A 22,816-nucleotide genomic window follows, 5' to 3' on the forward strand; every position below is an offset into this window, starting at 1 on the left:
TCCCCACTGCCTACGCTCCGGGGAAGATTGTTGTGGAAAGATTAGAACGGCAGACCGGCGATTCCTTCCGTGTGCCGGTACCACCAATAGCCGAACGCGATCGCCTGCGCGAACAGGATCGCGGGAATGCCGAACCGGAAAGAGGCGTGCTTGGTCTTGTGACGCCATACCTCCATGCCGATCCAGGCTCCCAGCGAGCCTCCGAGCAGAGCGGTGAGGAACAGGCTCTTCTCCGGGGTGCGGCGGCGCCGTCCCTTGGCGGCAGCCTTGTCCCGCCCCATCTGGAGGAAGGCTGCCAGATTGATCAGCGCGAGGTACATGAGCAGCAGCTTCATGGTGTCGGGTGTCCTCCTTTCTGCGCGCCCGTGGTCCTCGGCGGGGAGCAGCCAAGGCTCCGCTTCTCGGTCCGTAGACCGTATGGAGGAAGCCTCCTTGCCCAGGGAACCGATAATGAGGCCTAACGGGCGTTCCTGGGTAATAGGATAACAGTAAAGGAGGGATTCGTCATGCGTGCAAAGGAAACCCCCGCCCTGTCGGCTGTAGCGGCCTGCCTGGCCGCATCGGTCTTGCTATCCGCGGGCTGGGTGCTCTGGGAAGCGCTCCATCTCAGCCTCCAGCCATCCGTCCTAGGCTGGCTGCTCCTCAGTCTCGCCCTGCTGCTGCTCACGCAGGCGGTCCGCGTGGTGCGCACCGGCGTCGCCATGACCGGGTCTGCGGCCGGCGCTATGGCGATCAGCATCGTCGTGCTCGCGATAGGCTTATTTATGCTGAATGCTTAAGGGAGGCGGGGAGCGCTCCCACAAGCGGGCTGTCCAAGAACGATTGCCGCAAGCCTGCTTGCGGCTTTCTCGCTTCCTTATTCTTCCTTCCTACTCTTTCTTCATTGGCATTCGGATTCCTGCCGCCCCCTCATCTGTCATGTGGCGCATCATCAGCAAAAGAGGGAGACCTCCTCCTGCACCTTACTCGGGAGTTACGGCTCGCTTCTCTAATAATCGAGTCTCTTCCTCGATCCGCCTGGTGTCGATGCGCTCGAACAGCAGCGCCACATCGGCAAGCTCCCGGCCCGCCGGTACGGTGATCCAGCGCCAGCCCGGCTGCCCTAGCCCCAGGAACCCCCTTATTTTCTCACAGGAGAAAGGAAGGAACGGGTTCAGCAGGCTGGCGAAGTTCGCAATCAGCTGCACACAGCCGGACAGGGTAGCGCCGCACGCTTCCCGATTTTCCTTGATCTGCACCCAGGGCTTCCGTTCGTCGAAAAATTTGTTGGCGCGGCGAATCCAGCCAAAGATCAGCTCCAGCGCTTCTTTGAGATGCCCTTTTTCCAGGAGGGCGCCCGCCTCCTCGTACAGCTTCTCAATGCTCACGCGCCACTCCTCCTCCACGTCCCCCTCTGGCACGACCCCGCCGAACGAGTTGTTGAGGAAGGCCAGCGTACGATTGACAAAATTGCCGAAGGCGCCCAGCAATTCTCCATTGTGGCTGTGAATAAACTCCCTCCAGGAAAAATCCGTATCGCGTTTTTCCGGACCGTTGGCGATCAGAAAATAGCGGATGGAATCTGGCTGGTACCTCGTTAACAGATCCGGCACCCAAACGGCCCAGTTGCGGCTCGTAGAAAACTTCTTGCCTTCGAGGGTCATATATTCGCAGGAGAGGATGCGGTCCGGCAAATGATAGCCTCCGGCCCCCATCAGGAGAGCCGGCCATACGAGCGTATGGAACGGGATGTTGTCCTTCCCGTGTACGTAATAGGCGGTTAGCTTCTCCGGACCGTCCAGCCAAAACGGCTTCCAATCGCCACCCGTCTCCGCCGCCCACTGCTTGCTGGCCGAGAGGTACCCGCTGACCGCTTCTACCCAAACGTAGATTTTCTTGTCCTCGTACCCTTCCACCGGTACATCCACGCCCCAGGTCAAGTCTCTTGTCGCCGCACGATCCTGCAGCCCTTCCTCCAAGTACCGCTTGGTCAATTGAACGGCATTGTCGCTCCACCCCCTTGCGCTGCTCGCGTATTCTTCCAGCTCGCTTTGCAGCTTGGAGAGCGCAAGGTAAAAATGCTCCGTCGGCCGCTCGACCGGCGGATGGCCGCATAATTTGCACGTCTTCTCCGTTAGGTCCGAGGGATCGAGCAAGGTCGAGCAAGCGTCGCACTGGTCCCCCCGGGCGCGGCTCCCGCAGACGGGACATGTTCCTTCCACATACCGATCCGGCAAAAAGCGCTGATCCGTCTCGCAATACGTCTGCAGCGTCGTCTTTCGGTACAAATACCCGCTGCTGACCAGGGCTGCGAACAAGTCCCGGACAACTTGATGATGGAATGGCTGGTCCGTTCGCGTGTAGAGATCGTAAGTAAATCCTAACTGCGTGAAGCAGTCGACAAACTCCCCGTGGTACCGGTCCGCAATATCCCGCGGCGTCACTCCTTCCTGGATAGCCTGGACCGCAACCGGGGTGCCGTGACAATCGCTGCCGGAAACATAAAGAACCTTCTCTCCTTTGGCCCGGAAGTACCGTGCCAACACGTCTCCAGGCAGCAAGCTCGCCAATCGCCCCAGATGCAAGGACCCGTTTGCATAAGGCCATGCCCCGCCGATCAAAATGTTCGCCATTCAAAAAACCTCCTTTTTATGAACGACAAAAAAACCCTCATCCCAAAGGGACGAGAGCTGTGCTCACGCGGTACCACCCAATTTCATCAATGCCTTGCGGCATTCACCTCTTCGGGTACGACGCAGCGCGTGTATACCCTAGCACAGTAACGGATGCGGGTTCCGGCGCAGCCTACAATCAATTAAGGGTTCGATGCGCAGCTCTGAGACCATGTTCCCAAAGGTCCTCTTTGCTCCTTCTCAGCTCCCGGAGCTCTCTGCTTAAAAGACTTCGCTTTGGTACTCTTTCTCTTCTTGGCTTTTCCTCGTATTCAAGTTACTGGAAATCATACGGAACTCCCGCGTCAAAGTCAAGATCCATTCCTACAGCTGCGCCAAGATCCCCCAACAAAGCGAATTGAGCAGAAAAATAAGCGAGGCTCCGATGATCAGCCCCTGCGCCGCTCCTCTGTGCCTGTTCCAGTAGTAGATGCAGAGAGGGATGATGTAGAGCAGCTGAACGAGTCCTATGAAGAAGATCCCCACGCTCAGATCGATAGCGCTCAGAATAAGCGCAGCAAGCACACCAAGCACAAGCGATCCGATGAAGCCGAGCACCGCCTCCGCTAGCCGGTCCATACCGGTCACCTCCTATCGATCTTGTCGCCACGGTTAGCCACGTTCTGGAAGCCCGCCGGCGTACGCCCAAGCGAAGGCGCGCCTGCCGGCACTGCCCCGCGTCGTCAGGCTCCCGCCTCATCGCCTGCCGCGCAGCCGGATTCCTCCGCGCAGCCGCGCGCTCTTTCCATGCCGGCATAGACCGGCATCTCCGCCTTGAGCGCCTCCAGAATCTTCTCCTTGTCGTCCCGGTAGAACAGATTGTACGTATCGAACGGGATGATCCGGCCGTCCGGATGCGCGATGTGTACGCAGGACTTCTTCACTGACCGCACATCAAAATCATACGCATCCATGAATTGCATGATGATGACGCGGAACACATTGTCGTACCCGATCTCCTCGGGCACGGCGACGGCCGGCAGGCAGCACAGCAGATTCTTCAGCGACAGCGCCGAGGAATCCGGCGAATGGTTCGTCGAGAACAGCTCGAAGATCCGGCCGCGCAGCGTCTCGTCCTGCTCGAAGACGATCGTGTTCCGCCCGCCGTCCAGCAGCACCTGCGGGTCGATGAGCCCGGTCAGCGGCACCGTCTCCCCGCCCAGCTTGAGCGCGTAGCCCATCGCCAGCGCGTCGGGATGGCACGGCACCGGAATGATGTCCTCCTCCCGGAAGACACCCGACTGGTCGATAATCATCCGGCGCACCTCGGACAGCGTGAGCCGGTCGGTTGCCGGGTCGAACCGCTCGAGGCGGCCCGCCGCCTGAATCGGCTGAAGTGTGACGCCCCGCACGGCGCGCTGCCGGAGCCCGTAGCGGATGATGGCGCCGACCTCCCGGTCGTTGAGCCCTTTTTTGAGCGTCACGACGAGGGTCGTCGAGATGTTGAATTCGTTCAGGTGGGCGATCGCCTGCTCCCTCACGGCGCGCAGATCGGCTCCCCGCAGCTCCTCCAGCGCTTCCTGTTCGAAGCTGTCGAACTGAAGGTACAGCTCGAAGCCCGGCAGGTAGCCCGCGAGCCGCTCGGCGAAGGCACGGTCGCGGGCGATGCGGACGCCGTTCGTATTGACCATCAGATGCCGGATCGGCTTCGTACGGGCGAGATCCAGGATCTCAAAAAATTGCGGATGAGTCGTCGGCTCCCCGCCGCTGATCTGGACGATATCCGGCTCTCCTTCGTTCGCGACGATCGCATCGAGCATTCGCTCGATCTCCTCCAGCGACCGGTGCCGGGTCCGCTTCGGGGACGATTCGGCGTAGCAGATCGGGCACTGCAGGTTGCAGTGATCAGTAATCTCCAGCAGAGTCAGGCAGCTGTGCTGCTCATGATCCGGACACAGGCCGCAGTCGTACGGGCAGCCGTACTTGATCGGCGTGTTCCACCGCTTCGGCATCTCCGACGGCTTGATGAACTCGCGGCAGCGCTTGTAGTACGGGATGTCGGTGGAGATCAACACCTTCTCGGGACCGTGCACGAGGCAGCGCTTCATCAGGTAGACATGGTCGTTCTCGAACAAAATCTTGGCCTCCGCCTTGCGGTAGCAGGTCGAGCAGATGCTGTTAGTGAGTTCATGGTACAGATAAGGACGATTGTCAGGCATGGCTTTCCTTCCCTTCCAGCGGTTTGGCGAACGCCCAGCGGCGCACGAGGAAACTGTAGTAGACGAGGCCGAGCAGACAGGCGACCTGTACGTTGTTCAGTCCGAGATAGGGATGCAGCGTCGGCTTGATGAAGTCGATGACGAGGCGGAACAGCAGGTACCCGGCCATGAACGTTTGGAACAAGGCTCCTTCCGGCGCTCCCTTGTACAGAGCGAGCTTCCCCTGCCGGGCTTTGACGACCAGCACTCCGAGCAGCAGTAGGAAAGCGATTTCATACAGCTGGGCAGGGTGCCGCGGAATACCGTCGCCGAAGTCCACCCCGGTCATCCAGCCGGTCGGCGTGCCGTAGGTATGGTCCGGCAGCCCGGTCAGGAAGCAGCCGATCCGGCCGATCGCCATGCCGTAGGAGCGGCAGCGCAAAATCGTCTCCCGTCGACCGGGTCCAGCCGATCAGCTTCTTCGTCAGCTCGACGCCGATCAGGCCGCCGAGGAGGCCGCCGACGATCGTCTTGCCTCCCATGAGCGCGAGAGGGTCGTGAAGCAGGTGCTGCCACGTCAGCGCCGGGTCCTCGAACCAGGCGAGCAGCTTGGAGCCGAGCGCCGCCCCGACGGTCGCGCCCACGAGCACGCTGATCGCATGCTGGACGGGAATGCGGTCCTTTCGGCGGGTGTACAGATAGACGCGGAAGCCGATGAAATAGGCCAGAAACTCGAACACGACGTGCGGATGCAGCGTCCATGGGCCGAGGTGCAGATAGACCGGGAACGTCATGGCTTCCCTCCTTTAGCAGCCAAACGGTGGTATGGTTTCCTCCTATTTTACCTTGATCTTCCATTCGGGGAAAGAAGAACGGCGTCCACGTGCCGAGCTCCTTCACCCGAGGAACGCCAAAAAGACCGCCGCGTCCGGCGGCGGTGCCGAACCTGGCGGTCTTCAAGTCGCATCATGAAACAGAATGCCCAAGCTGTATCGGGTGCCCGCCGTCACGGTACTGACGCCGTGCTTTACCCTAGTCCGGTAGTAGCCTCTCGTGCCTTTTACAGGGCGATGGTTCGTCGGGAAGATCAGTCCCGCTCCCTGCTCCAGTGTCAAAGCGCGGCCTCGGCTCTGCGCCCGCGGTCTTTGCTCGACAAGAAGAAATTCTCCTCCCGTGTAATCTCGCTCCCGTTCGCTAAGCACGAAGACCACCTGGAACGGAAACGCCAGCTCCCCGTACAGATCCTGATGCAGACAGTTGTAGCCTCCTGCCTCATACTTCAGGAGGAGAGGCGTGGGACGGGACTGGCCGCTCGCATGGCACTCGGCCAGAAACTCGCTTAGCACCGGCGGGTAGATGGGCTCCTGGCCGAGCCGCTCGCGCCATAGGTTGGCGGTCCCGGCTAGCTCCGAATAGAAGCTCTCCCGGAGCTCGCGGATCGTCTCCGGAAGCGGCTGCCGGTAGTACCGGTACCGCCCCTCCCCAAACCGATAGCGGGCCATGTCGATCGTCGCTCGGAAAAGCTCATCTACCTCGTATCCGTCCCTAAGCTCCCTGCACTCCTCAGCGCTCAGCAGGGGCGGCAGCGGGGCGAAGCCGTCCTCCTCCAGCGAGCGGTGCAGCGCGTGCCAATCCAGCGCGGCGATCCTGGCGGCGAGGCTCTCAGCCATGCCGCGGCCCCCTCTCCTCGTCCCCTTGCTCCTGCTCCAGCCGAAGCAGCCGCGTCTTCATCTCCATCCCGCCTCGGTACCCAGTCAGCGCGCCGTTCTTGCCGATGACCCGGTGGCAAGGAACCGAGATCAGGACCGGGTTAGCCCCGATCGCCGCCCCGACCGCACGCACCGAGGACGGCCGCTGGATCCGCTCGGCGATGTCCGAATAGGAGACCGTCTCGCCGTAGGGAACCGCCAGCAGCGCCTGCCAGACCGCCTGCTGGAACGCCGTCCCGCGCAGATCGACCGGGATCGTGAACGCGTCGCGCTTGCCTTGGCCATATTCGGCCAGCTCCTGCTCATACGGACGCAGCTTCTCCTCGTCACGAATCAGCTCGCTGCCGGGGAACCGGCTGCCGGCCCAAGCGGCCAGCTCCTCGAACGGCCGGTTCGGGGAGCCGACGTAGCAGAGTCCCTGATCGGTCGCCGCCAGATGCAGCGGCCATCCGTCATAGGTCCAGATGGACCAATAGAGCGGCGGTTTAGCTTTGGTTTGGGTGGTCATAAGAGACGTCCTCCTTCATGACCGGCGGTGCCATGCTCTGCCGGTAGTCTGCCGGGGTGTGCCCGGTCTTTCTCTTGAACAGGGTGATGAAATAGGGGGTGTTGGCCATGCCTACGGCTTCTGCGACCTCCGCGATTGAATGATCGGTGCGGAGCAGCTCCTCCTTAGCCCGGGCGATCCGAGTCCGCTGCAGATACTCGACCGGCGAGATGCCCTTGATCCGCTTGAAGGTGCGCTGCAAATGATACGGGCTGCCGTGGCACGCGTCCGCGAGCGTCTCCAGCGACAGCGTCTCCCGGTAATGCGCGTCGATATAGGCAGCGATCTGGGCGACCCACTCCTGGTTCGGCAGCCGTCGTCCGGTTGGCCGGCATCGTTTGCATGGTCGGAAGCGGGCCGCGAGCGCGTGCTCGGCGTCCGGGAAGATCCGCACGTTCTCCTTTTTTGGAGGTCTGGATTTGCAGGAGGGCCGGCAGAAAATTCCGGTCGTCTGCACCGCGTAGAAGAACCGCCCGTCATAGGCAGCGTCGCTCTGGACGATGGCCCGCCATCTCTCTTCGGACAGCTCCTCTGCGGCAGCTATCCCCCCCTGCCCTTGCTCTCCGGCGCCTTCTTCCCTCTCGTAATTATTTTCCATCTCGATCACCTCTAGCAAAAGTATACCCTGAGCCGGGCCGCCGTGTACGCATTCCGGAGTGGAAGCGCAAGATATTGAAAGGAGCGGCAGCCCCCTATATGGTACAACTAATAGAGGAAGTATTTTTTTGTCTACCGTGAGAGAAAGAAAAGGAGGGAGTTCCTGCATGGTTTATTCTAATAAGCTCCGAGAGGGACAAAATCCCCAGACATGGGTAGGAGATCCCGCCGAGGACGGCGGGCAGGAGCTCCGGCTGCCGGTCCCCGAGCTGTTCTCCTTCACCGAAGCGCTCCGCTACCTGAACCGGGAGCCGAACGAATGCATGCACGCTATCAAGGGAGACCGGATCGTCAAGGCGCTGCGCATCGGAGAAGAAGCCGCCGTGGTGGAGGTCCGGGAAGAGCCGTCGGCTCTCGCGGTCCGGTTCCTCGGCGAGGCACCGGCCGAGCGGTGGGTCCGGGCCGAAGCGGCGCGCTACGTCCGGGATTGGTTCGATCTGGATACAGACCTGCGTCCCTTTTATGAACTGGCCTCTGCTGACCCTCTCCTGTCCCAAGCCATCCGGGCCCACCGTGGTCTGCGCTGCATCGGCATACCCGATCTGTTCGAGGCGGTCAGCTGGGGCATTCTCGGCCAGCAGATTACCTTGTCGTTCGCCTATACGCTCAAACGGCGCCTCGTGGAAGCATACGGCGTGCCGGTAGAGGCGGAAGGCCAGCAGTACTGGCTCTTCCCGACTGTAGAACGAATCGCGTCCCTCTCCGTATCGGAGCTGACCGATCTGCGGATGACAGGGAAGAAAGCCGAATACTTGATCGAGGTAGCCACGCGGATATTGGACGGCCGTCTGTCCAAAGAGGGGCTGCTGGACGCCGGCGGATGCCGGGAGGCGGAAAAGCAGCTAGTCGCCATCCGCGGCATCGGGCCTTGGACGGCCAACTACGTGCTGATGCGCTGCCTGCGTATGGCGACCGCCTTCCCCATCGACGACGTCGGCCTGCACAACGCAATCAAATTCGCGGCGGGGATGGACCGCAAGCCGACGAAGGACGAGCTGAAGCGGCTGGCCGTCCCCTGGGCCGGCTGGGAGGCGTATGCTACCTTCTACTTGTGGCGGCTGCTGTACTGACCGTTCCCCTTATTCATTTGATCTGAAAAATCTGCCCTTCACGACGAACAGGCTGCCGGTATCCGGCAGCCTGTCCTCTTCTTCTCCTATTCTGCTTGTTCTCCCCGCTTCCCGAGCCGGTCCAGATAGGCTATCATTTCCCGATTAACAATAAAAACTTTAGCACTAACACGACTGCCGAAATGATTACTGTTTTTTCGGTCGTGATCACGATACGAAGATCACTGGAAGGATCAATAATTTGTTTGATGCGATAATTAACTGCTTCATTTGCAAAATGAGTCCCCGCTCCAACTGCATGGTTAGTGTTGCCTTTAACTAATGATAACAAAACCTTCCCTATCGGCACCTCTGAGTTCATGCGGTTAATCGCATACCGGTCAGCGAGAAGCTCTGCCCAGATGGAATAATAACGAGATAAGTCCTTTATGACGGGAACAAAGGCCAATCCTTTGCTTAGAAAGGTAAGCATGTTCATTTGGAAAGGGTGCCGTGATTTACAATGATAAACTTCATGATGAAGAATCGCCTCTATCTCAACTTCCGTAAACTTGGAAAGAACATATGTAGAGATAAGGATCTTCGGCTTCAAAATGCCATACGACATGGCTACAAAAGAAGAGTCCTTAATTACAATAATTTTTGTCTGTTCATGACGAAATCGGTCATTCCAAGTTAAGGTTGATTGGGGATCGAAACGTTCTTTAATATAACGTTGTAATTTGATACGAAGAATAAACTGTTCCGTAAAATAATAAATGGCAGCTATACAAAAGTAGGCTATGAATCCATTATAAAGCTGCCCCATAATAACATGAGATAAAGTAAGATCTCGGAGTATCGCGATAACCAATTGGCTTGTATTATCCGTTCCAGGAAGATCATTTAATTGATGGAATATATTATAACCCATTTGAAACAAAATCCAGCTTACAAGACAAAAAATTAGAGCAAGTATTACTTTTGGTTTAAATGGCATGTCCTCTAATCTCACTCAATTTCATCATTATTTTTCATTTCATTGAGCTTTTTTTCCAGCTTTTTAATCAATTCCGGATCTGCATAATCCAGCCGTTCTATGAAATGATTGACAACCAGCGGACCAAAATCTTCAATTAACTCTTCCGTCACGACTCTGGTTTGCTTACTGATGAACTGTTCTTTTGTTTGAGTAGGATAAAAGTAGGTTAGCCGGTTGCGGCCTCCTCCTGTTGATTCTTTGCGCAAAACCCCTTTGTCCGTTAACCGGTTCATGACTGTCATAACGGCATTAAAAGATATGGGATCCTCACGATTGATCATTTCGTGGGCTTGCTTAATCGTGAGCTTTTCTTTTTCCCATAACGTATTCATTACCTTTACTTCAAGTGAGCCGAAAAAGCGATGCAGTCCATGTTCATTCATATTAAATTTATTAATTCTCATATCCGGATCGCCTCTCGAGAAACCTTTTGTAAAGGAATTATAACACTCCTTTTTCTTTAATGCATGGAATTCAATACCCATACACTGCCTGCAACAATGACAAATGCAAGAAAAGCAGCAGACAGCATTTTGCCAACTTGCCAAATTCCATGTTCACCTTCAGATACATGCATGAACATAAACAGTTGAATAGCAGCTTGTATAAATGCAAGGGCAAATACAGCAGCAACAATTACCCTGTACGATAAATTCGCCCATATCCCTATCCAAACTGCTGCAAATGTTAGAATAATTGAGAAAAGGAAAGCAATAACCTGCGTCCATGGAAACCGACTATGTCCAGCTGCTTTATTTTCCATCATCCCACCATCCCTAATAGGTACACACCAGTAAAGACAAAGATCCATACAAAGTCTAAAAAGTGCCAGTACAGACTCGATACAAATACCTTTTTAGCTGTTTCCGGTGTTAACCCTCTTTTACGTACTTGGTCAATTATCAACACGATCCAACCGATCCCAATGGAAACGTGAACCCCGTGCGTGCCCGTCAAAAGATAGAAAGAAGACCAGTGGGCATTTGTTCCAAGAGAAGCCCCTTCGTGCACTAAGAGAACGAACTCGGAAATCTCCATATAAAGAAATGCCAGCCCAAATAATAATGTAATGACTAACCAGAAAATCATCGATTTAACACTATTGCGTCTCATTTCATTAATTGCTAATCCGGAAGTAAAACTACTGGTCAATAAAAGGAGTGTCATTATAATCGTGTTGGTTAAGTCAAACACTTCATTAGGCAGCGGACCTCCAACTGTCCCGCTTTTAAGGGCAAAATAAGCTGCGAATAATGTAGCGAATAAAGAAACTTCGGCCCCCAGGAAAATCCAAAAGCCAAATATGTTTAGTCTGCCGTTCTCAGACCTATACTCCAGGGGCGTGTTAAGACTCTTATTATTAGCATGTAACATAAATCACGCCTCCCCTTGATTTGATTGTTCCAATTCTCTAATTTCATCCACACTAACGTAATATCCCTTATCTCTATAGGAGCTGGTCGATCGAACGACCATGCAAGCAAGTATCCCTATTCCGCCAAGGACAGCCATCCACCACAATGCAAACACTAATCCGAATCCTGCAACAAAAAAGAGAACGGACATAAGAAAAGGAGTAGAAGCATTACTAGGCATATGAATCGGTTCGTACGAGATGCTCTCTTCCTTCATTTCCTTTTTCTGTTGTTTGATGTGCCAGAAAGCATCTATCTCACTAACTTCAGGAATAACGGCAAAATTATAGTGCGGCGGGACAGCTGTTGTAGTTGCCCATTCAAGCGTACGACCGTTCCACGCATCTCCAGTCGTTTCTCTTTTGGCATGGCGCCAGCTATAGTTCACGTTGTAAACCAAGATTAGGAATCCAATGCCCATACCAATAGCTCCGATAGTAGAAACCACATTCAATGCCGTCCAACCATCTTCCGGAACGTAGGTATATACGCGTCTTGGCATGCCTGCAAACCCTAGCAAGAACTGTGGCAAGAAACAGACATTGAACCCTATTGTAAAAAACCAAAGTGCTAATTTTCCGAGTCGCTCATTCATTTTATGCCCAAACATTTTCGGATACCAGTATATGAAGCCTGCAAAGCAAGCAAATACAACGCCAGCAATTAATGTATAGTGAAAGTGTGCAACGAGGAAATAATTATTATGATATTGAAAGTCCGCTGCTGCCATACCAAGCATGACACCCGTTACTCCCCCAATAATAAAGGTGGGAATAAACGCGAGTGCCCACATCATGGCAGTTGTAAATTGGATCCGCCCTTTGTATAGCGTTCCAAGCCAATTAAATATTTTAATGCCTGTCGGTATGGCAATGGCCATTGTAGTAATGGAGAAGACATTGTTTACTGCCGCGCTTCCACCCATTGTAAAGAAATGGTGAACCCAAACGAGAAAGCTAAGGAATGAAATGACAACAAGAGATAGGATCATTGATTTAAAGCCAAACAAGGTTTTTCTGGCGAATGTTGCAATGACCTCTGAGAAAATACCGAACGCAGGCAATATAACGATGTAAACCTCAGGATGTCCCCATAACCAAAAGAAGTTCGACCACAGCATCACATTTCCACCGCCGGTCAGAGTAAAGAAATGGGTTCCAAACAGTCTATCAAATGTCATTAGCGCTAAACTTACCGTTAAAATCGGGAATGCAAACACGATAATGAACGAAGTGATTAATGTTGTCCATGAGAACATCGGCATTCGTAATAATGTCATGCCTGGCGCTCGCATTTTGATAATGGTGACGATAAAGTTTATACCGGTTAATAGCGTACCAATCCCCGAAATTTGCAAACCAAGCAAATAATAATTGATTCCTGGTCCCGGGCTTCCTTCAATGGCCAAAGGGGCATAATTTGTCCAACCGGCATCCGGCGATCCACCGAATACAAACGATATATTAAAAAGAATGGCACCAAAGAAGAACGACCAAAAACTTAAATTATTTAAATACGGGTAAGCCACATCTCTTGCTCCTAATTGCAAAGGAACAACTACGTTCATTAATCCGAGCAAAAAGGGCATAGCCATAAATAAAATCATAATGGTTCCGTGTGTTGTGAAAATTTCATTATAATGCTGGGATGACAAAAATTCATTATTGGGCACCGTTAATTGCGCTCGCATTAACAATGCATCTACACCGCCGCGAAACAGCATCAATAAGGCGGCGATAATATACATAATGCCTATTTTTTTATGATCGACAGTCGTTATCCATTCGGTCCATAACCATTTCCATTTCTTATAATAAGTCAACGCAAATATAAGTCCAATCAAGGTAAGTAAGATAGAAACATTCGCTCCAACAATCAGTGGTTCATCTAAGATCAAGTTTTCTTTGATAAAATCAAACACCTTCTACTCCCCCCTTCTTACTTTAATCCCTTTTATCTCAACTCCATACTTCTCGCGAATCTTCATTGCATACGCGGAATCTGTTCCATGATCTACGAATGCTAAATGAGTGGATGAAAAGGTCTTCTCATCAACGGTTTCAGGCAGCATTAATTTTTCATAAGTTCCTTCATCTAGTTTGGGTGCATGATCTTGTGTTTCTTTCACCCAATTGTTATATTCCACTTCTTCTAAAGCTACAAATCTAAACTGTTGATGAGTCATACCAGCACCCGTAAAGTTTGAGTTCCTGCCATTATATTCTCCTGGCTCATCTGCCTGAAGGTATAGGTCATTTACCATGCCTGGCATTCCATAAATTTGACCGCCAATCTGGGGAACCCAGAAGGAAGCCATCGAATCTGCAGCGGTAACTTTGAAGAGAATGGGATGATTCTCAGGAACATTTACGTAATTGACGGTTTCTATGTTTTCCTCGGGATAACTGAATATCCACTTCCAATCCGCGGCAGTAGCGTGAATAATAATGGGCTCTTTATTCATGGTTGATTGTGGCGGTTCTTTTAAGGCGTAGAGGGCCTTAGCATTCGGAATAGATAAGGCAATAACGATTACTAGTGGAATGATCGTCCAGACAATTTCCAGCTTTGTACTGCCATGCATATCGGGTTGATAATCTTTCGCATTAAAATTATTGCGATCACGGTATTTTGAAACTATGTATGCGAACAAAATATATACAATGATTAATATGGCAAGCATAAAATAGATGGAGTACATAATCAGATCCTTTTGGATGGCACCAATGGGTCCTTTGGGATCTAATATAATTAGGTCGCTGCGAAGGGCTAATGCAGTTATTACGAATAGGGAAATGAAACTTATCGTTACAATTAGCCAAGGTTTCCTATTTTTGAACATAGTAGTTCCGTTCACCTTCCTTCTAAGTTGGTGTTAATTTGCAGCACAAATACAATGCTACAACAATTAAACTATGTATTGTAGTGTAAAACCGATTTGTCATTAGTTCTTCATCCTTTGTTCACCGGTTACTCACAATCTGAACACAGCTTGTTCACAATTAGGATTTAAACTATGCTGAGTAGTTTTTTTACTAAAGAAAAAGCGCAGAGAAGCTGATGACACGCTTCTTCGCGCTTTTCTCAATTTGAAGATTCGCTTATAAGTAGCTAGACAGCATCAGTCTCACCAGTTCCATTGTCCACTTGTGAGCCCTATTTTCTCCGCAACTAGTTTAAATACTGGTTTACGTTCCGGTTTCAGGAGTTCTTCCGTGCAGCTGGATTCCGCCTTATAATTAAGTTCCCGTGCTTTAGCTAGATTCCACTCCCCCAGATTATTGGTAGCTTGCGCTTGTTCAAAACAAGGGGGAGCGATATATGTCTTATAAGTATGTTCCAGGATGATTCTTGTGTGCGCGGGGGGAGCCGAATTTATTGGTATAAGGAATAATCCCCCACCTAGTAAAACAAGGAAACCAATTAACGCTTTTCTCGTCATTTTCTCACCTCTTAGAAGGATCCTTCCGTCCTACCAACCCTACCAATGAACAAGCATCTGTTCAATAGATCCTACGATATGTCATGTATTCGTCACAGCCAACAGCCCGCCGGGCTCCGGCGGGCTGTTGGGTCTTCCTTTTCTGTGTGCTGTTTCCGATCGGGCTATTGCTCTACCCTTTGGCGGCCGCTCCCTCATAAACCCGCAGCAGCTCCTCCACCGGGATGCCGTTGATGGTCAGGCCGACCATCTCGCAATCCGTGATGGCGACGTCCGTCAGATTGCACCCGCTGATCCGGCTGCCGGTCAGCTCGCAGTTTTCGAAGGTGAGCGGCCTCTGCTTGGCTTCCGGATCGTAGAGCGAATGACCAGGACCGGGCATGCCGATGTTGCGGATGGTCGCCCCGCCCAGCTGAGCGCCGTCGATCTCGAGATCGCTCAGATTCGCATCCGTAATTCGGGTGCCGGCCAGACAGACGTCCCGGAACGTCATGCGGCTCGCCCCGACGCATTCGAAGGTCGAGCCGTCTATGCTCGCCTGCTTCGCTTCAATCCGCTTCGTGGCCTGCTTAATCGCGACAACCTCTGTTTGCATGGCAAAGTCCCTCCAGCCTGATTAATTGGATTCCATAATTTAACAATATACAGGGACTTGTCCTCTGTAAAGAGCATTTTTTGCGCTGGCTGCGCACCGCCTCTTGCGGAACGGCAAACAGCCGCCGGTCGTTCCGGCGGCTGGAGAGAGGATGTCTGGGAACGTCTAGCCTCCGTTTGTCAGGAAGGGAGACCGACGGCTGTCTCAATATTCTGGAGATCGAGCCGGATCTGCTCGTTCACGAGGTGCGGGTGGTACCAGCCCCGGTCGATCATGTAGGCGGAGATTCGCTCATGCGTGTCGATCGCTTCCTCCAGTTGCTTCTCCAGCACCGCCTTTACCTCCGGCGTGGCGCATTCCGTAACGGCCATCGCGTAGTTGCGGACGCCGCTCTTGGCGTTCACGAGAAAATCCATCGCGATGACCTGGTCCGTCATCTGGTCCATCCCCGTCAGATGCTCAAGGATCGTATTTAACATCCTGCTTCCCCTCCTTAATGCATGGCTTTGGCCAGCAGGTCTCCGAGCTCCTGCAGCTGCCGCGTGCCGGTCTGAACATCCTGCCGGAGAATCTCTTGGAGCGCGGGGTCGGAAACCAGCGGCTGCATCAGCTTGGACTTGGTCAAGCATACCGTCTTGAAGGTGGCCATCTCGTGAACCTCCAGCGTTTCGTGCAAAGCGTAAGTAGGCATTGCCTGCGTTCCTCCTATCTTCCGGGCTTAAGGCTTCAAGACCACCTTGATGCAGTTGTCCGTCTTCGTGTCGAACATCTCGTACCCTCGCTTGGCTTCGCCCAGCGGGAGCACGTGCGTGATGATATCTCCCGGATCCACCTTGCCGGTCGCGACCAGCTCGTACATGTGCGGCATATAATGAATGACCGGCGCCTGTCCCGACCGGATATTAACGTTGCGCTGCATAATATCGCCAAGTGGAAACCCGTTGTAGCGCCCGGCGTAAACGCCGGTGATCTGGATGGTGCCCCCCTTGCGGACCGCCTGCGACGCGATAACGAACGCACTCATCGTGCCTCCCTGCAGCTTCATGCCGCTGGCAAGGAACTCGAGGTCGCTCATTTTGCCGTCCATCCCGACGGCATCAATGACGACATCGGCGCCTCCCTTGGTAATCTCCTTCAGATAGCTGCCGATGTTCGGCTGCTGCTCGAAGTTGAAGATCTCCACATGGTTCGTCCGTTTGGCGTGCTGAAGCCGGTAGTCCACGTAATCGACGGCGATGACCCGCTTCGCGCCCTTCAGCCAGCTGAATTTTTGCGCGAGCAGGCCGACCGGGCCGCAGCCCAGCACAATGACCGTATCCCCATCCTTAACCCCGGCATTGTCGACGCTCCAGAACGCCGTCGTCATGGCGTCGGAGATGAGGCACAGCTTCTCATCCGGCACCTCGCAGCTGTCGGGAAGTTTGAAGTGAGTGAAGTTCGCGTAGGGCACGCGCAAATATTCGGCTTGCCCGCCAGGATACCCGCCGGTCGTTCCCGAATAGCCGAAGTAGGCTCCCATATCCCCGTTGTCGTTGGAATTGTCACATTGGCTCTCCAAGTGATTCTTGCAATAGAAGCATTCGCCGCAGGCGATGTTGAACGGAATGACGACCCGGTCTCCCTTTTTCAACTTCGTGACACCTGGCCCCACCTCCTCGACGATGCCCATCGGCTCGTGCCCAATGACATAATTCTCCTGGAGGTTGGGAATCATCCCATGGATCAGATGCAGATCAGATCCGCAGATGGCGGTTGTGGTCATGCGGACGATCATATCGTCCGGCTTCTCGATCTTCGGATCCGGCACCTCTTTGACGGCAACGTTCTTGATCCCTTGATAGGTGACGGCCTTCATGCGTTCGTTTCCTCCTTATGCACATCCGGCGTACGGTCGAACATGCCCTTGCGCGAGGTATCGCCAGGAAACAGCTGCATGCGTCCCAGCATGACCGTGTTCTGAGCCGATTGCTGGTCCAGCTTATACTGCTCGCTCAGCTCGTACGGATGGAACCACTTCTTGCGGATCATGAGATCGGAGATTTCCTGATGCAGGGCAATCCCCTGGCGCAGCTGGCTGCGCAGGACGGCGCGCGCTTCGGGAGAGGCCGTCTCTGTCAGGGCGATCGCCATGTTGCGGACGCCCTCCTTAGCTCGAACCAAGAAATCCATCGCGAACGTCATATCGGCCATCTCCGGCATGTTCATCGCGTTAATCGGATCGAGATAGTCACCGTTCATACGCTTCCTCCTTCCCCTACGATGGGCGTCGGCCGATTCGGCGGTACCGGGGCTTGGAACGGGGCTTTTGCATAAACCGTCTGCAGCTCGGCGATAGCCTGGGCGGACTGCTCCACGTCCTTTTGCATCAGAGCCTTCAGCTCCTGATCGAACACCAGTCCCTGCATCAGCTTGGATTTGGCAAGACAAAGCGTTTTGAAATTTAGCGCTTCGTGCAGCTCCAGCGATTCGTGCGGAGCCAGCGATGGAAAAGCGGTCATACCCTTTCACCTCCTTGCTTGCATACGGTTAGCTTTTCCCAACCGTCCCCCTGTATGCAGGGCAGGAAAGTGCCCTGGGCACGCCCGCCAACAGAAAAAAAGCCGTCCTTGTCGGACAGCTCCTCTCCTCCGGTTATGTTCGGTTGTCTAAGCTTCTCCCCTCGCTCTAGAGCCCGCCCAGCAGGTCGGATAGCTCCTCTTGGTGCGCCGCGAGCCAGCGCATCTCCCGTGCGAAGCGAATCGGGGGCGAACTGGAAGGGTCCTCCCCCGGCCGGATCCACCAGACGCTCTCCATGTACCAGAGCACCCGAAACGAGCGGGTGAGGCGACCGGGCTCCAGCTCCCGTTCTTCCCGATAGCCATGGACAAAGGCGGCCGCCAGCGGAACATGCAGCACGCCCGCTTCGTCAAGCGCGTACGAGAGCACGGCCCGGGCTATATCTAGATCCGGGTAGTCGTAGTTCAGCCGGTCAAAATCGAGGATGGCCGCCACCCTCTCCCCGTCGAACAACAGGTTGTCTGCCCATAGGTCGCGGTGCGCCCACCCGGGAAGGAGGCCGGCCATATCCTCGGTGCTCATCGCCTCGGTGGCGCGAAGCTGAAGCTCCAGATCGGCCAGAAGCCGCTCGCCGCCGTCCGAGCGGTTCTGATCCTGCAGCGTGCGCCAGTAAGCGAGCCGTTCCTCGCGTCCCGGCGGAACGAACTGAGGGGCGTCCAGCCGGCCTACCGTTCCATCGTTCAGCCACCGGTGCATCCGGCCGGCCTCCCGGCCGAGCGCGTACATTTGACGTTCGTCGGCCCGGCCTGCGGGAACCAGCTCGCCGGCGCAGTGCTCCATGACAAGAAAACGTTCCCCGCCTTCCGAATGCAGCAGAATGTCCTCCCCCGCCGCCAAAAGCCGGGGACAGGCCAGTCCCAGCCCGTATAGGCGCACCTGCTGGCGGAAGGCCCTAAGCAGCGTTTCCTCCCGGTACATTCGGTACCTGCGCTTGTTGTACTGCTTGAGCAGCAGCGGCCCCGACTCCGTCGTGAGCTTCCATTTGAGATTCAGCCAGCCGCGCCGGATAGGCTCCGCTTGGGCGACCCGGCAGCCGAACGCCCGCTCGACGGACCGGATCAGGTCCGCCAGCATCGTTTCCTCCTCGGCAAGCCTCTCCGCGTGTTCCGCCATCCCATTTGTCCCCTTCCTTATCGCATCTGCCGCGAGCGGACGCAAGCTTCCCCCCTCGTGCCAGCAGCACTAGATTCCGTCCACCACTCGATTATGCCGCCGGCGCTGCGAACACAATCTCATGGACAAGTCCCGGCTCGGCAAACGCGAGGAGCAGTCGGCCTTCGGCTGCCAGCGCTTCCTCTTCCGCGTGCGATAGCGCCATGAACGATTTGACCGTCAACACGGCCCGGCCTCTCTCCTTAGCAATCGACCAAGTTCCCGCGGCAAAGCCGTCAAGGAGGAACACCGCTCGAATGATGCCGTTCTTCGTAAATACGCGCGGTTTGTCGCCTTCGGCTAGCAGCCGGCTGCGGTCCTCGTACGACAGAAGCATGTTGTCGAACTCACCCAGAAAACGCGCCGGCGCCGTCATGTCCCCGCCGGGCCTCGGAGCGTCCGGCAAGTCCAGCAGCTCGCGCCCGTGCTCGTCCCGGAATACCGCGAGCTGCGGCCTCAGCCGCTCGAAGGCATCCCGCAGCCGGGTGAGCCCCGACCAGACCTGCATATCCCGGACGGAGGCCGGCCCGAAGGCCGCCAAATAACGCCGGACAAGCTCCTCCGGATCCGTTCCGGGCAATAGCGGGCGGCCAAGCCAGGCTTCGGCTGTCGTATGCACCGCCATTCCGCTCTCTCCCCAGAGTCCGCGCGGGGGGAGCTGGACGAGCGGGACGTAGGTGCGGACAGCTGCGGCTAACGCTTCAGGGTCCGCGGAGACCGCCTCGCTGAGCCGCCGGCCCAATTCGTGAGCGGGAAGCGGCTCCGCCTCGACCATCGCACGGCCGAGCGCAGTGATGGAGGCGGCGTCCGTCCCGGCGAGCCGCTTGCCGAACGCTCCGTTCAAGCCCCGCTCCAGAACCAGCTGCAAGAGCGGCCGCAGTATCCGGCAGTCCTCGGCGGAGACCAGGTGAATGGTGGAGCGCATCAGGGCAATCCGCACGGCCTGCCGCGTGACCAGAAGTCCGGCCAGCTCTTCCTGGCGGAAGCTCTCGAGCCGGGCCCACAGCGCGTAATAAGGCGCGGCGGGTGACTGCGCCTGCAGCCCCGCCAGCCGCTCGACGGCCTTGAGCGCCGGCAGTTTGGCCCGCTCCAGCAGCAGCTGCCGGGCCAGCAGCGCCCGGTTAAGCTCACGGCGGCTGAGGACATCTCCGTTACGAATAGGCTTTGTCCTCCTCCGCGGACGGCCAGCCGCCCCACAGATTGGACAAATGGCCATCCGGGTCGCGGAGCGTAAAGCTGTAGCCGCCTCCCTGTTTGTAGACCAGTTCGCCGGTCTCGATCCCTTGGTCCCGAAGCTCCCGGTACACGTCCTGGATGCTGTCCACCTGAAGCGAGATAATCGGCTGGAGCTGCCCGGCGCTGTTCGTAAAGTCCAGGGACGGCACCTCCGGACATTGAATCAGGCCGAGCCCGATGCCTGCCACATTGAGCCAAGCCTCCTGATCCCCTGGCTGGTATTCGAATGTGAACGGGATGCCGAGCAGCTCTCCGTACCAGCGGATCGACGCCTCGATATCCTTCACCGGCAATTGAATGACGGCATAATTTTTTACCTTGACGGCCATGCTCTCTACTCCTTCTTCCTCATTAGTATGACTTGCATGATTACTAACGCGCGTAGACATCAAAAAGAAACGGGGGGCCGCCCGATATCTTCAAAAAATCCGATCAGATGCCCGTTTGGATCCCGCAGCGTGAAGGAATAGACGCCTGTCGTCCGCTGGGCCTTCTCGATCCGGACGCCCTTGGCCGCCAGAGCCAGATAGGAGCGGCAGATCATCTGGGGATCTCCCGCCCGGAAACCGGCCAAAAACTGCTCGAACAGCACCTGCGGACTGCCCGCCGAGGACGGGGACGCCGCTTCCGGATGCCGATTCTCCTGCTCCATCTGCTTGTCCTGTGCTGCAAGCGCTCTCAAGCGAAGACGCGCTCTCTTGAGCCCTTCCTTGACGGCTCCCGTCGTCGCCTGCAGCCGCTCGGCCGTCTCCGCCGCACTCAGGCCGAAGACGTCGAGCAGCAGAATGAGGACGAGCTGCCGCGGGTTCAGCCGCCCGGCCAGCTGCTCAAGCGCCTCACGGACCGCGAGAGCGTCCGGACCGGCTGCAGGGAGATGCCGGTCCTCGCAGAACTCCTCCCGGCCCGCCTCCCTTTGGCGCTTGCGGCAGTGATCGAGCCAGGTCGTCCGCGCGATCTGCCGCAGGTAGGCCTTGGCGAGCGGACGATCCGGCTCCCGGAGCAGAGCCTTGTACACCTTGGCCAGTACCTCCTGAAGCAGGTCCTCCGCGTCCCACTCGTGACTGGTGAGCACCCGGCAGTACCGCTTCAGCTCGGGCAGATACGGCTCCACGGCGGCTAACGCTTCCATCCTGTCCCTCCTTTGGTTCGTTTCTGATCGGCAGGTCATTCAGGACCGGACGGCCTAAGCATCTCGTTCCCGAATCCGGGCGCGCTAATTGGCCAGCGCCACAAATTCGGACGGATTCCCGCGGATCGTCTCCCCGATCGTCCGGAGAACGGAGGGAGCCGCCTCCAGGAAGGAAGCATACAGCTGACGAACCGCTTTTCCGAGCCCGGGGTCCGTCTCCAGGTCACTGTAGGTCGTCTCCATCGTCTCCAGAGGCTGCCCCTGGCTTCTCTCCGCCAGCAGGTCTCCCAGCCGGTCGAGGAGATCCAGCATGCCTCCCGCTTCAAAATAGACAAGGCTGCTCCGAAGAGCCTCCCAGCTGTCCCGCCGGGTCCAATAATGAGCGGTCCACCAGTAGAACTCCTCCGGCGATTGCTTCGCATGGTTATAGTGGGCGAAGAAGAGGAACAACGACCGCTGGCCCCGCGTCAGCTGCCGGTACAGCAGGTTCTTGACCTCCTGCGAGCGGCCGCGGATTAGCGGAATGAACGGCTCGAAGCACCGGCTCCCCAGCGCTTCCGTCTCCAGCCCGGCAAACTCGCGACGACTGATCACCGGCTTCAGACCCGGCATCTCCCTCTCCCAGGCAAGCTCCAGAGCGTCTGGCGCGCCGGACGGTCCGATCCTATTCTCCGTCATGCGCGCCTCCCTCCGTTCCGGCAAGCTGCCGCAGCCTGGCCTGCAGATCGGTCCGGCAGGCGCCCCCGTGGTAGCAGATCACCGTCTCCAGCTCCAGCTCCTGGAGTCTGGCTATCGACCGGCGCGCCGTCTCCATGTCGGGCGTGTTGCGGGATACCGGGCCGTGCAGCACGCCGTTCGAAGCCGTCAGCGCATCGGCGGCGATCAGCAGCTTGGCGCGCGGCACATACAGGCTGATATGCCCGGGCGTATGGCCCGGTGTCGCTACGACCCGGATGCCGCCTGCGCAGGGCAGCTCCTCCCCGTCGGCCAGCAGCCCGTCCACACGGGACCGGGGAGGATGAAGGTACAGCTGCCGCATCGGTTCCGGCAGGGCGTCCCACTCCGCCTTGTTCATGCGGGCGGGGTCCGTCTTCAGGAGCGGGAGCTCGCCTTCGATATAGGGCCGTTCGAGCTCATGCGCCAAGACGCGCAGTTGGGGCCCTGCCGCCTCACGAAGCTCGGGAAGACCGCCGATATGGTCGAGATCCTGATGTGTCACGATGACCGTCCGCAAGTGCTCGAGGGGCACGCCGGCCGCTTCCATCGCCTCCCGGAGGGCGGGCAGCCGTCCCGGCATCCCGGTATCGACGAGGACCGCCCCCTCCTCATCCCAGAGCAGCACGGGGTGCAGGCGGAACCCCTGAATGTCCAGGGTCAGCATTTCGATTCCTTCTGCCACTTTCATATCCATCTTCCTCCTTCATAAGTGGATGGCCCGCGTAAAGGGTCCGTAGGTTTATTTACCACTTAGAGGAACGATGGTCAATAAATAAATTAC

The 22,816-nt window shown here is 56.2% G+C and carries 30 protein-coding genes and 1 other annotated feature; of the genes, 2 read left to right on the forward strand and 28 right to left on the reverse strand.

The window, feature by feature from the left end; all coding sequences use genetic code 11:
* Window positions 1-41: 41 nt before the first annotated feature.
* Complete coding sequence (locus KJS47_RS08800; RefSeq protein WP_213524521.1) at window positions 42-335, reverse strand: DUF1294 domain-containing protein; 294 nt, start codon at window positions 333-335, stop codon at window positions 42-44.
* A gap of 171 nt (window positions 336-506) precedes the next feature.
* On the opposite strand from KJS47_RS08800, the gene KJS47_RS08805 reads away from it, so the two are divergent.
* Window positions 507-779 carry a hypothetical protein gene (locus KJS47_RS08805; RefSeq protein WP_213524522.1) on the forward strand — a complete coding sequence of 91 codons (273 nt, stop codon included), beginning with the start codon at window positions 507-509 and terminating at the stop codon, window positions 777-779.
* A 183-nt stretch (window positions 780-962) separates the two neighbouring features.
* Here the strand turns inward: KJS47_RS08805 and metG are convergent, their stop codons facing one another.
* From metG to KJS47_RS08840, 8 genes are all read right to left on the reverse strand, one after another.
* Window positions 963-2,612, reverse strand: a complete 1,650-nt coding sequence (gene metG / locus KJS47_RS08810) for a methionine--tRNA ligase (protein WP_213524523.1) — start codon at window positions 2,610-2,612, stop codon at window positions 963-965.
* Window positions 2,613-2,655: 43 nt separating this feature from the next.
* Window positions 2,656-2,917, reverse strand: a binding site (T-box leader).
* Between the two features lie 58 nt (window positions 2,918-2,975).
* Window positions 2,976-3,230: a hypothetical protein gene (locus KJS47_RS08815; protein ID WP_213524524.1), complete on the reverse strand. Its 255-nt coding sequence runs from the start codon at window positions 3,228-3,230 to the stop codon at window positions 2,976-2,978.
* 104 nt (window positions 3,231-3,334) lie between these two features.
* On the reverse strand, window positions 3,335-4,810 hold the full coding sequence (locus KJS47_RS08820) for a radical SAM protein (protein ID WP_213524525.1): 1,476 nt from the start codon (window positions 4,808-4,810) through the stop codon (window positions 3,335-3,337).
* Entirely contained in the window at window positions 4,803-5,195 is a 393-nt protein-coding gene (locus KJS47_RS24030) for a prolipoprotein diacylglyceryl transferase family protein (RefSeq protein WP_249716279.1), read from the reverse strand. The genes KJS47_RS08820 and KJS47_RS24030 overlap by 8 nt, the downstream gene beginning before the upstream one ends.
* Entirely contained in the window at window positions 5,083-5,583 is a 501-nt protein-coding gene (locus KJS47_RS24035; RefSeq protein ID WP_249716189.1) for a hypothetical protein, read from the reverse strand. Before KJS47_RS24035 ends, KJS47_RS24030 begins: the two co-directional genes overlap by 113 nt.
* Before the next feature lie 162 nt (window positions 5,584-5,745).
* Complete coding sequence (locus KJS47_RS08830; protein ID WP_213524526.1) at window positions 5,746-6,459, reverse strand: 2OG-Fe(II) oxygenase; 714 nt, start codon at window positions 6,457-6,459, stop codon at window positions 5,746-5,748.
* A complete protein-coding gene (locus KJS47_RS08835) occupies window positions 6,452-7,006 on the reverse strand; it encodes a methylated-DNA--[protein]-cysteine S-methyltransferase (protein ID WP_213524527.1) in 555 nt (184 codons plus the stop codon). The genes KJS47_RS08830 and KJS47_RS08835 overlap by 8 nt, the downstream gene beginning before the upstream one ends.
* Window positions 6,984-7,643, reverse strand: a complete 660-nt coding sequence (locus KJS47_RS08840) for a bifunctional transcriptional activator/DNA repair enzyme AdaA (RefSeq protein WP_213524528.1) — start codon at window positions 7,641-7,643, stop codon at window positions 6,984-6,986. The genes KJS47_RS08835 and KJS47_RS08840 overlap by 23 nt, the downstream gene beginning before the upstream one ends.
* Window positions 7,644-7,809: 166 nt before the next feature.
* Here KJS47_RS08840 and KJS47_RS08845 point away from each other — a divergent pair, with 166 nt between their 5' ends.
* A complete protein-coding gene (locus tag KJS47_RS08845; RefSeq protein WP_213524529.1) occupies window positions 7,810-8,772 on the forward strand; it encodes a DNA-3-methyladenine glycosylase family protein in 963 nt (320 codons plus the stop codon).
* A 133-nt stretch (window positions 8,773-8,905) separates the two neighbouring features.
* Here the strand turns inward: KJS47_RS08845 and KJS47_RS08850 are convergent, their stop codons facing one another.
* From KJS47_RS08850 to KJS47_RS08940, 19 genes are all read right to left on the reverse strand, one after another.
* Window positions 8,906-9,751, reverse strand: coding sequence for a M56 family metallopeptidase (locus KJS47_RS08850; RefSeq protein WP_213524530.1), 846 nt, complete (start codon window positions 9,749-9,751; stop codon window positions 8,906-8,908).
* Window positions 9,752-9,762: 11 nt separating this feature from the next.
* Window positions 9,763-10,197, reverse strand: coding sequence for a BlaI/MecI/CopY family transcriptional regulator (locus KJS47_RS08855; RefSeq protein WP_213524531.1), 435 nt, complete (start codon window positions 10,195-10,197; stop codon window positions 9,763-9,765).
* 56 nt (window positions 10,198-10,253) lie between these two features.
* A complete protein-coding gene (gene qoxD, locus KJS47_RS08860; protein ID WP_306433016.1) occupies window positions 10,254-10,559 on the reverse strand; it encodes a cytochrome aa3 quinol oxidase subunit IV in 306 nt (101 codons plus the stop codon).
* Complete coding sequence (gene qoxC / locus KJS47_RS08865; RefSeq protein WP_213524532.1) at window positions 10,556-11,167, reverse strand: cytochrome aa3 quinol oxidase subunit III; 612 nt, start codon at window positions 11,165-11,167, stop codon at window positions 10,556-10,558. The genes qoxD and qoxC overlap by 4 nt, the downstream gene beginning before the upstream one ends.
* A 3-nt stretch (window positions 11,168-11,170) precedes the next feature.
* Window positions 11,171-13,129: a cytochrome aa3 quinol oxidase subunit I gene (gene qoxB, locus KJS47_RS08870; protein WP_213524533.1), complete on the reverse strand. Its 1,959-nt coding sequence runs from the start codon at window positions 13,127-13,129 to the stop codon at window positions 11,171-11,173.
* A 3-nt stretch (window positions 13,130-13,132) separates the two neighbouring features.
* Entirely contained in the window at window positions 13,133-14,050 is a 918-nt protein-coding gene (gene qoxA / locus KJS47_RS08875) for a cytochrome aa3 quinol oxidase subunit II (RefSeq protein WP_213525036.1), read from the reverse strand.
* A gap of 285 nt (window positions 14,051-14,335) precedes the next feature.
* Window positions 14,336-14,650, reverse strand: a complete 315-nt coding sequence (locus KJS47_RS08880; protein ID WP_213524534.1) for a hypothetical protein — start codon at window positions 14,648-14,650, stop codon at window positions 14,336-14,338.
* A 172-nt stretch (window positions 14,651-14,822) separates the two neighbouring features.
* Entirely contained in the window at window positions 14,823-15,245 is a 423-nt protein-coding gene (locus tag KJS47_RS08885; RefSeq protein WP_213524535.1) for a pentapeptide repeat-containing protein, read from the reverse strand.
* A gap of 179 nt (window positions 15,246-15,424) precedes the next feature.
* The gene (locus tag KJS47_RS08890) at window positions 15,425-15,724 is read right to left on the reverse strand and encodes a spore coat protein (RefSeq protein WP_213524536.1); all 300 of its coding nucleotides are present in this window, start codon (window positions 15,722-15,724) and stop codon (window positions 15,425-15,427) included.
* A 14-nt stretch (window positions 15,725-15,738) separates the two neighbouring features.
* The gene (locus tag KJS47_RS08895; protein ID WP_213524537.1) at window positions 15,739-15,936 is read right to left on the reverse strand and encodes a hypothetical protein; all 198 of its coding nucleotides are present in this window, start codon (window positions 15,934-15,936) and stop codon (window positions 15,739-15,741) included.
* A 27-nt stretch (window positions 15,937-15,963) separates the two neighbouring features.
* A complete protein-coding gene (locus KJS47_RS08900; RefSeq protein ID WP_213524538.1) occupies window positions 15,964-17,100 on the reverse strand; it encodes a zinc-dependent alcohol dehydrogenase in 1,137 nt (378 codons plus the stop codon).
* Window positions 17,097-17,483, reverse strand: a complete 387-nt coding sequence (locus KJS47_RS08905) for a spore coat protein (RefSeq protein WP_213524539.1) — start codon at window positions 17,481-17,483, stop codon at window positions 17,097-17,099. Before KJS47_RS08905 ends, KJS47_RS08900 begins: the two co-directional genes overlap by 4 nt.
* A complete protein-coding gene (locus tag KJS47_RS08910) occupies window positions 17,480-17,743 on the reverse strand; it encodes a spore gernimation protein GerQ (RefSeq protein ID WP_213524540.1) in 264 nt (87 codons plus the stop codon). The genes KJS47_RS08905 and KJS47_RS08910 overlap by 4 nt, the downstream gene beginning before the upstream one ends.
* Window positions 17,744-17,909: 166 nt before the next feature.
* Window positions 17,910-18,914 (reverse strand): phosphotransferase, encoded by a 1,005-nt coding sequence (locus KJS47_RS08915; RefSeq protein WP_213524541.1) that lies wholly within the window; start codon window positions 18,912-18,914, stop codon window positions 17,910-17,912.
* Window positions 18,915-19,005: 91 nt separating this feature from the next.
* Window positions 19,006-20,169 (reverse strand): winged helix DNA-binding domain-containing protein, encoded by a 1,164-nt coding sequence (locus KJS47_RS08920; RefSeq protein ID WP_213524542.1) that lies wholly within the window; start codon window positions 20,167-20,169, stop codon window positions 19,006-19,008.
* Complete coding sequence (locus KJS47_RS08925) at window positions 20,105-20,518, reverse strand: VOC family protein (protein WP_213524543.1); 414 nt, start codon at window positions 20,516-20,518, stop codon at window positions 20,105-20,107. Before KJS47_RS08925 ends, KJS47_RS08920 begins: the two co-directional genes overlap by 65 nt.
* Window positions 20,519-20,577: 59 nt before the next feature.
* On the reverse strand, window positions 20,578-21,318 hold the full coding sequence (locus tag KJS47_RS08930) for a sigma-70 family RNA polymerase sigma factor (protein WP_213524544.1): 741 nt from the start codon (window positions 21,316-21,318) through the stop codon (window positions 20,578-20,580).
* 84 nt (window positions 21,319-21,402) lie between these two features.
* Window positions 21,403-21,996: a hypothetical protein gene (locus KJS47_RS08935; RefSeq protein WP_213524545.1), complete on the reverse strand. Its 594-nt coding sequence runs from the start codon at window positions 21,994-21,996 to the stop codon at window positions 21,403-21,405.
* Window positions 21,983-22,723, reverse strand: a complete 741-nt coding sequence (locus tag KJS47_RS08940; protein ID WP_213524546.1) for an MBL fold metallo-hydrolase — start codon at window positions 22,721-22,723, stop codon at window positions 21,983-21,985. Before KJS47_RS08940 ends, KJS47_RS08935 begins: the two co-directional genes overlap by 14 nt.
* Between the last annotated feature and the right edge of the window lie 93 nt (window positions 22,724-22,816).

The sequence above is a fragment of the Paenibacillus sp. J31TS4 genome, from assembly GCF_018403265.1.
GTDB lineage: Bacteria > Bacillota > Bacilli > Paenibacillales > NBRC-103111 > J31TS4.

What these genes read in the sequence shown, in the direction of transcription:
- KJS47_RS08925 (WP_213524543.1), bottom strand. Translation starts at nt 20,518, where the DNA reads ATGGCCGTCAAGGTAAAAAATTATGCCGTCATTCAATTGCCGGTGAAG.
- KJS47_RS08850 (WP_213524530.1), bottom strand. Translation starts at nt 9,751, where the DNA reads ATGCCATTTAAACCAAAAGTAATACTTGCTCTAATTTTTTGTCTTGTA.
- KJS47_RS08885 (WP_213524535.1), bottom strand. Translation starts at nt 15,245, where the DNA reads ATGCAAACAGAGGTTGTCGCGATTAAGCAGGCCACGAAGCGGATTGAA.
- KJS47_RS08905 (WP_213524539.1), bottom strand. Translation starts at nt 17,483, where the DNA reads ATGAACGGTGACTATCTCGATCCGATTAACGCGATGAACATGCCGGAG.
- qoxA (WP_213525036.1), bottom strand. Translation starts at nt 14,050, where the DNA reads ATGTTCAAAAATAGGAAACCTTGGCTAATTGTAACGATAAGTTTCATT.
- KJS47_RS08880 (WP_213524534.1), bottom strand. Translation starts at nt 14,650, where the DNA reads ATGACGAGAAAAGCGTTAATTGGTTTCCTTGTTTTACTAGGTGGGGGA.
- KJS47_RS08935 (WP_213524545.1), bottom strand. Translation starts at nt 21,996, where the DNA reads ATGACGGAGAATAGGATCGGACCGTCCGGCGCGCCAGACGCTCTGGAG.
- qoxD (WP_306433016.1), bottom strand. Translation starts at nt 10,559, where the DNA reads ATGATGGAAAATAAAGCAGCTGGACATAGTCGGTTTCCATGGACGCAG.
- KJS47_RS08930 (WP_213524544.1), bottom strand. Translation starts at nt 21,318, where the DNA reads ATGGAAGCGTTAGCCGCCGTGGAGCCGTATCTGCCCGAGCTGAAGCGG.
- KJS47_RS08915 (WP_213524541.1), bottom strand. Translation starts at nt 18,914, where the DNA reads ATGGCGGAACACGCGGAGAGGCTTGCCGAGGAGGAAACGATGCTGGCG.
- KJS47_RS08855 (WP_213524531.1), bottom strand. Translation starts at nt 10,197, where the DNA reads ATGAGAATTAATAAATTTAATATGAATGAACATGGACTGCATCGCTTT.
- KJS47_RS08900 (WP_213524538.1), bottom strand. Translation starts at nt 17,100, where the DNA reads ATGAAGGCCGTCACCTATCAAGGGATCAAGAACGTTGCCGTCAAAGAG.
- KJS47_RS08805 (WP_213524522.1), top strand. Translation starts at nt 507, where the DNA reads ATGCGTGCAAAGGAAACCCCCGCCCTGTCGGCTGTAGCGGCCTGCCTG.
- KJS47_RS08800 (WP_213524521.1), bottom strand. Translation starts at nt 335, where the DNA reads ATGAAGCTGCTGCTCATGTACCTCGCGCTGATCAATCTGGCAGCCTTC.
- KJS47_RS08920 (WP_213524542.1), bottom strand. Translation starts at nt 20,169, where the DNA reads ATGGCCATTTGTCCAATCTGTGGGGCGGCTGGCCGTCCGCGGAGGAGG.
- KJS47_RS24035 (WP_249716189.1), bottom strand. Translation starts at nt 5,583, where the DNA reads ATGACGTTCCCGGTCTATCTGCACCTCGGCCCATGGACGCTGCATCCG.
- KJS47_RS08890 (WP_213524536.1), bottom strand. Translation starts at nt 15,724, where the DNA reads ATGTTAAATACGATCCTTGAGCATCTGACGGGGATGGACCAGATGACG.
- KJS47_RS08940 (WP_213524546.1), bottom strand. Translation starts at nt 22,723, where the DNA reads ATGAAAGTGGCAGAAGGAATCGAAATGCTGACCCTGGACATTCAGGGG.
- KJS47_RS08910 (WP_213524540.1), bottom strand. Translation starts at nt 17,743, where the DNA reads ATGACCGCTTTTCCATCGCTGGCTCCGCACGAATCGCTGGAGCTGCAC.
- KJS47_RS08815 (WP_213524524.1), bottom strand. Translation starts at nt 3,230, where the DNA reads ATGGACCGGCTAGCGGAGGCGGTGCTCGGCTTCATCGGATCGCTTGTG.
- KJS47_RS08830 (WP_213524526.1), bottom strand. Translation starts at nt 6,459, where the DNA reads ATGGCTGAGAGCCTCGCCGCCAGGATCGCCGCGCTGGATTGGCACGCG.
- KJS47_RS08845 (WP_213524529.1), top strand. Translation starts at nt 7,810, where the DNA reads ATGGTTTATTCTAATAAGCTCCGAGAGGGACAAAATCCCCAGACATGG.
- KJS47_RS08840 (WP_213524528.1), bottom strand. Translation starts at nt 7,643, where the DNA reads ATGGAAAATAATTACGAGAGGGAAGAAGGCGCCGGAGAGCAAGGGCAG.
- KJS47_RS08820 (WP_213524525.1), bottom strand. Translation starts at nt 4,810, where the DNA reads ATGCCTGACAATCGTCCTTATCTGTACCATGAACTCACTAACAGCATC.
- qoxC (WP_213524532.1), bottom strand. Translation starts at nt 11,167, where the DNA reads ATGTTACATGCTAATAATAAGAGTCTTAACACGCCCCTGGAGTATAGG.
- KJS47_RS08835 (WP_213524527.1), bottom strand. Translation starts at nt 7,006, where the DNA reads ATGACCACCCAAACCAAAGCTAAACCGCCGCTCTATTGGTCCATCTGG.
- metG (WP_213524523.1), bottom strand. Translation starts at nt 2,612, where the DNA reads ATGGCGAACATTTTGATCGGCGGGGCATGGCCTTATGCAAACGGGTCC.
- KJS47_RS08895 (WP_213524537.1), bottom strand. Translation starts at nt 15,936, where the DNA reads ATGCCTACTTACGCTTTGCACGAAACGCTGGAGGTTCACGAGATGGCC.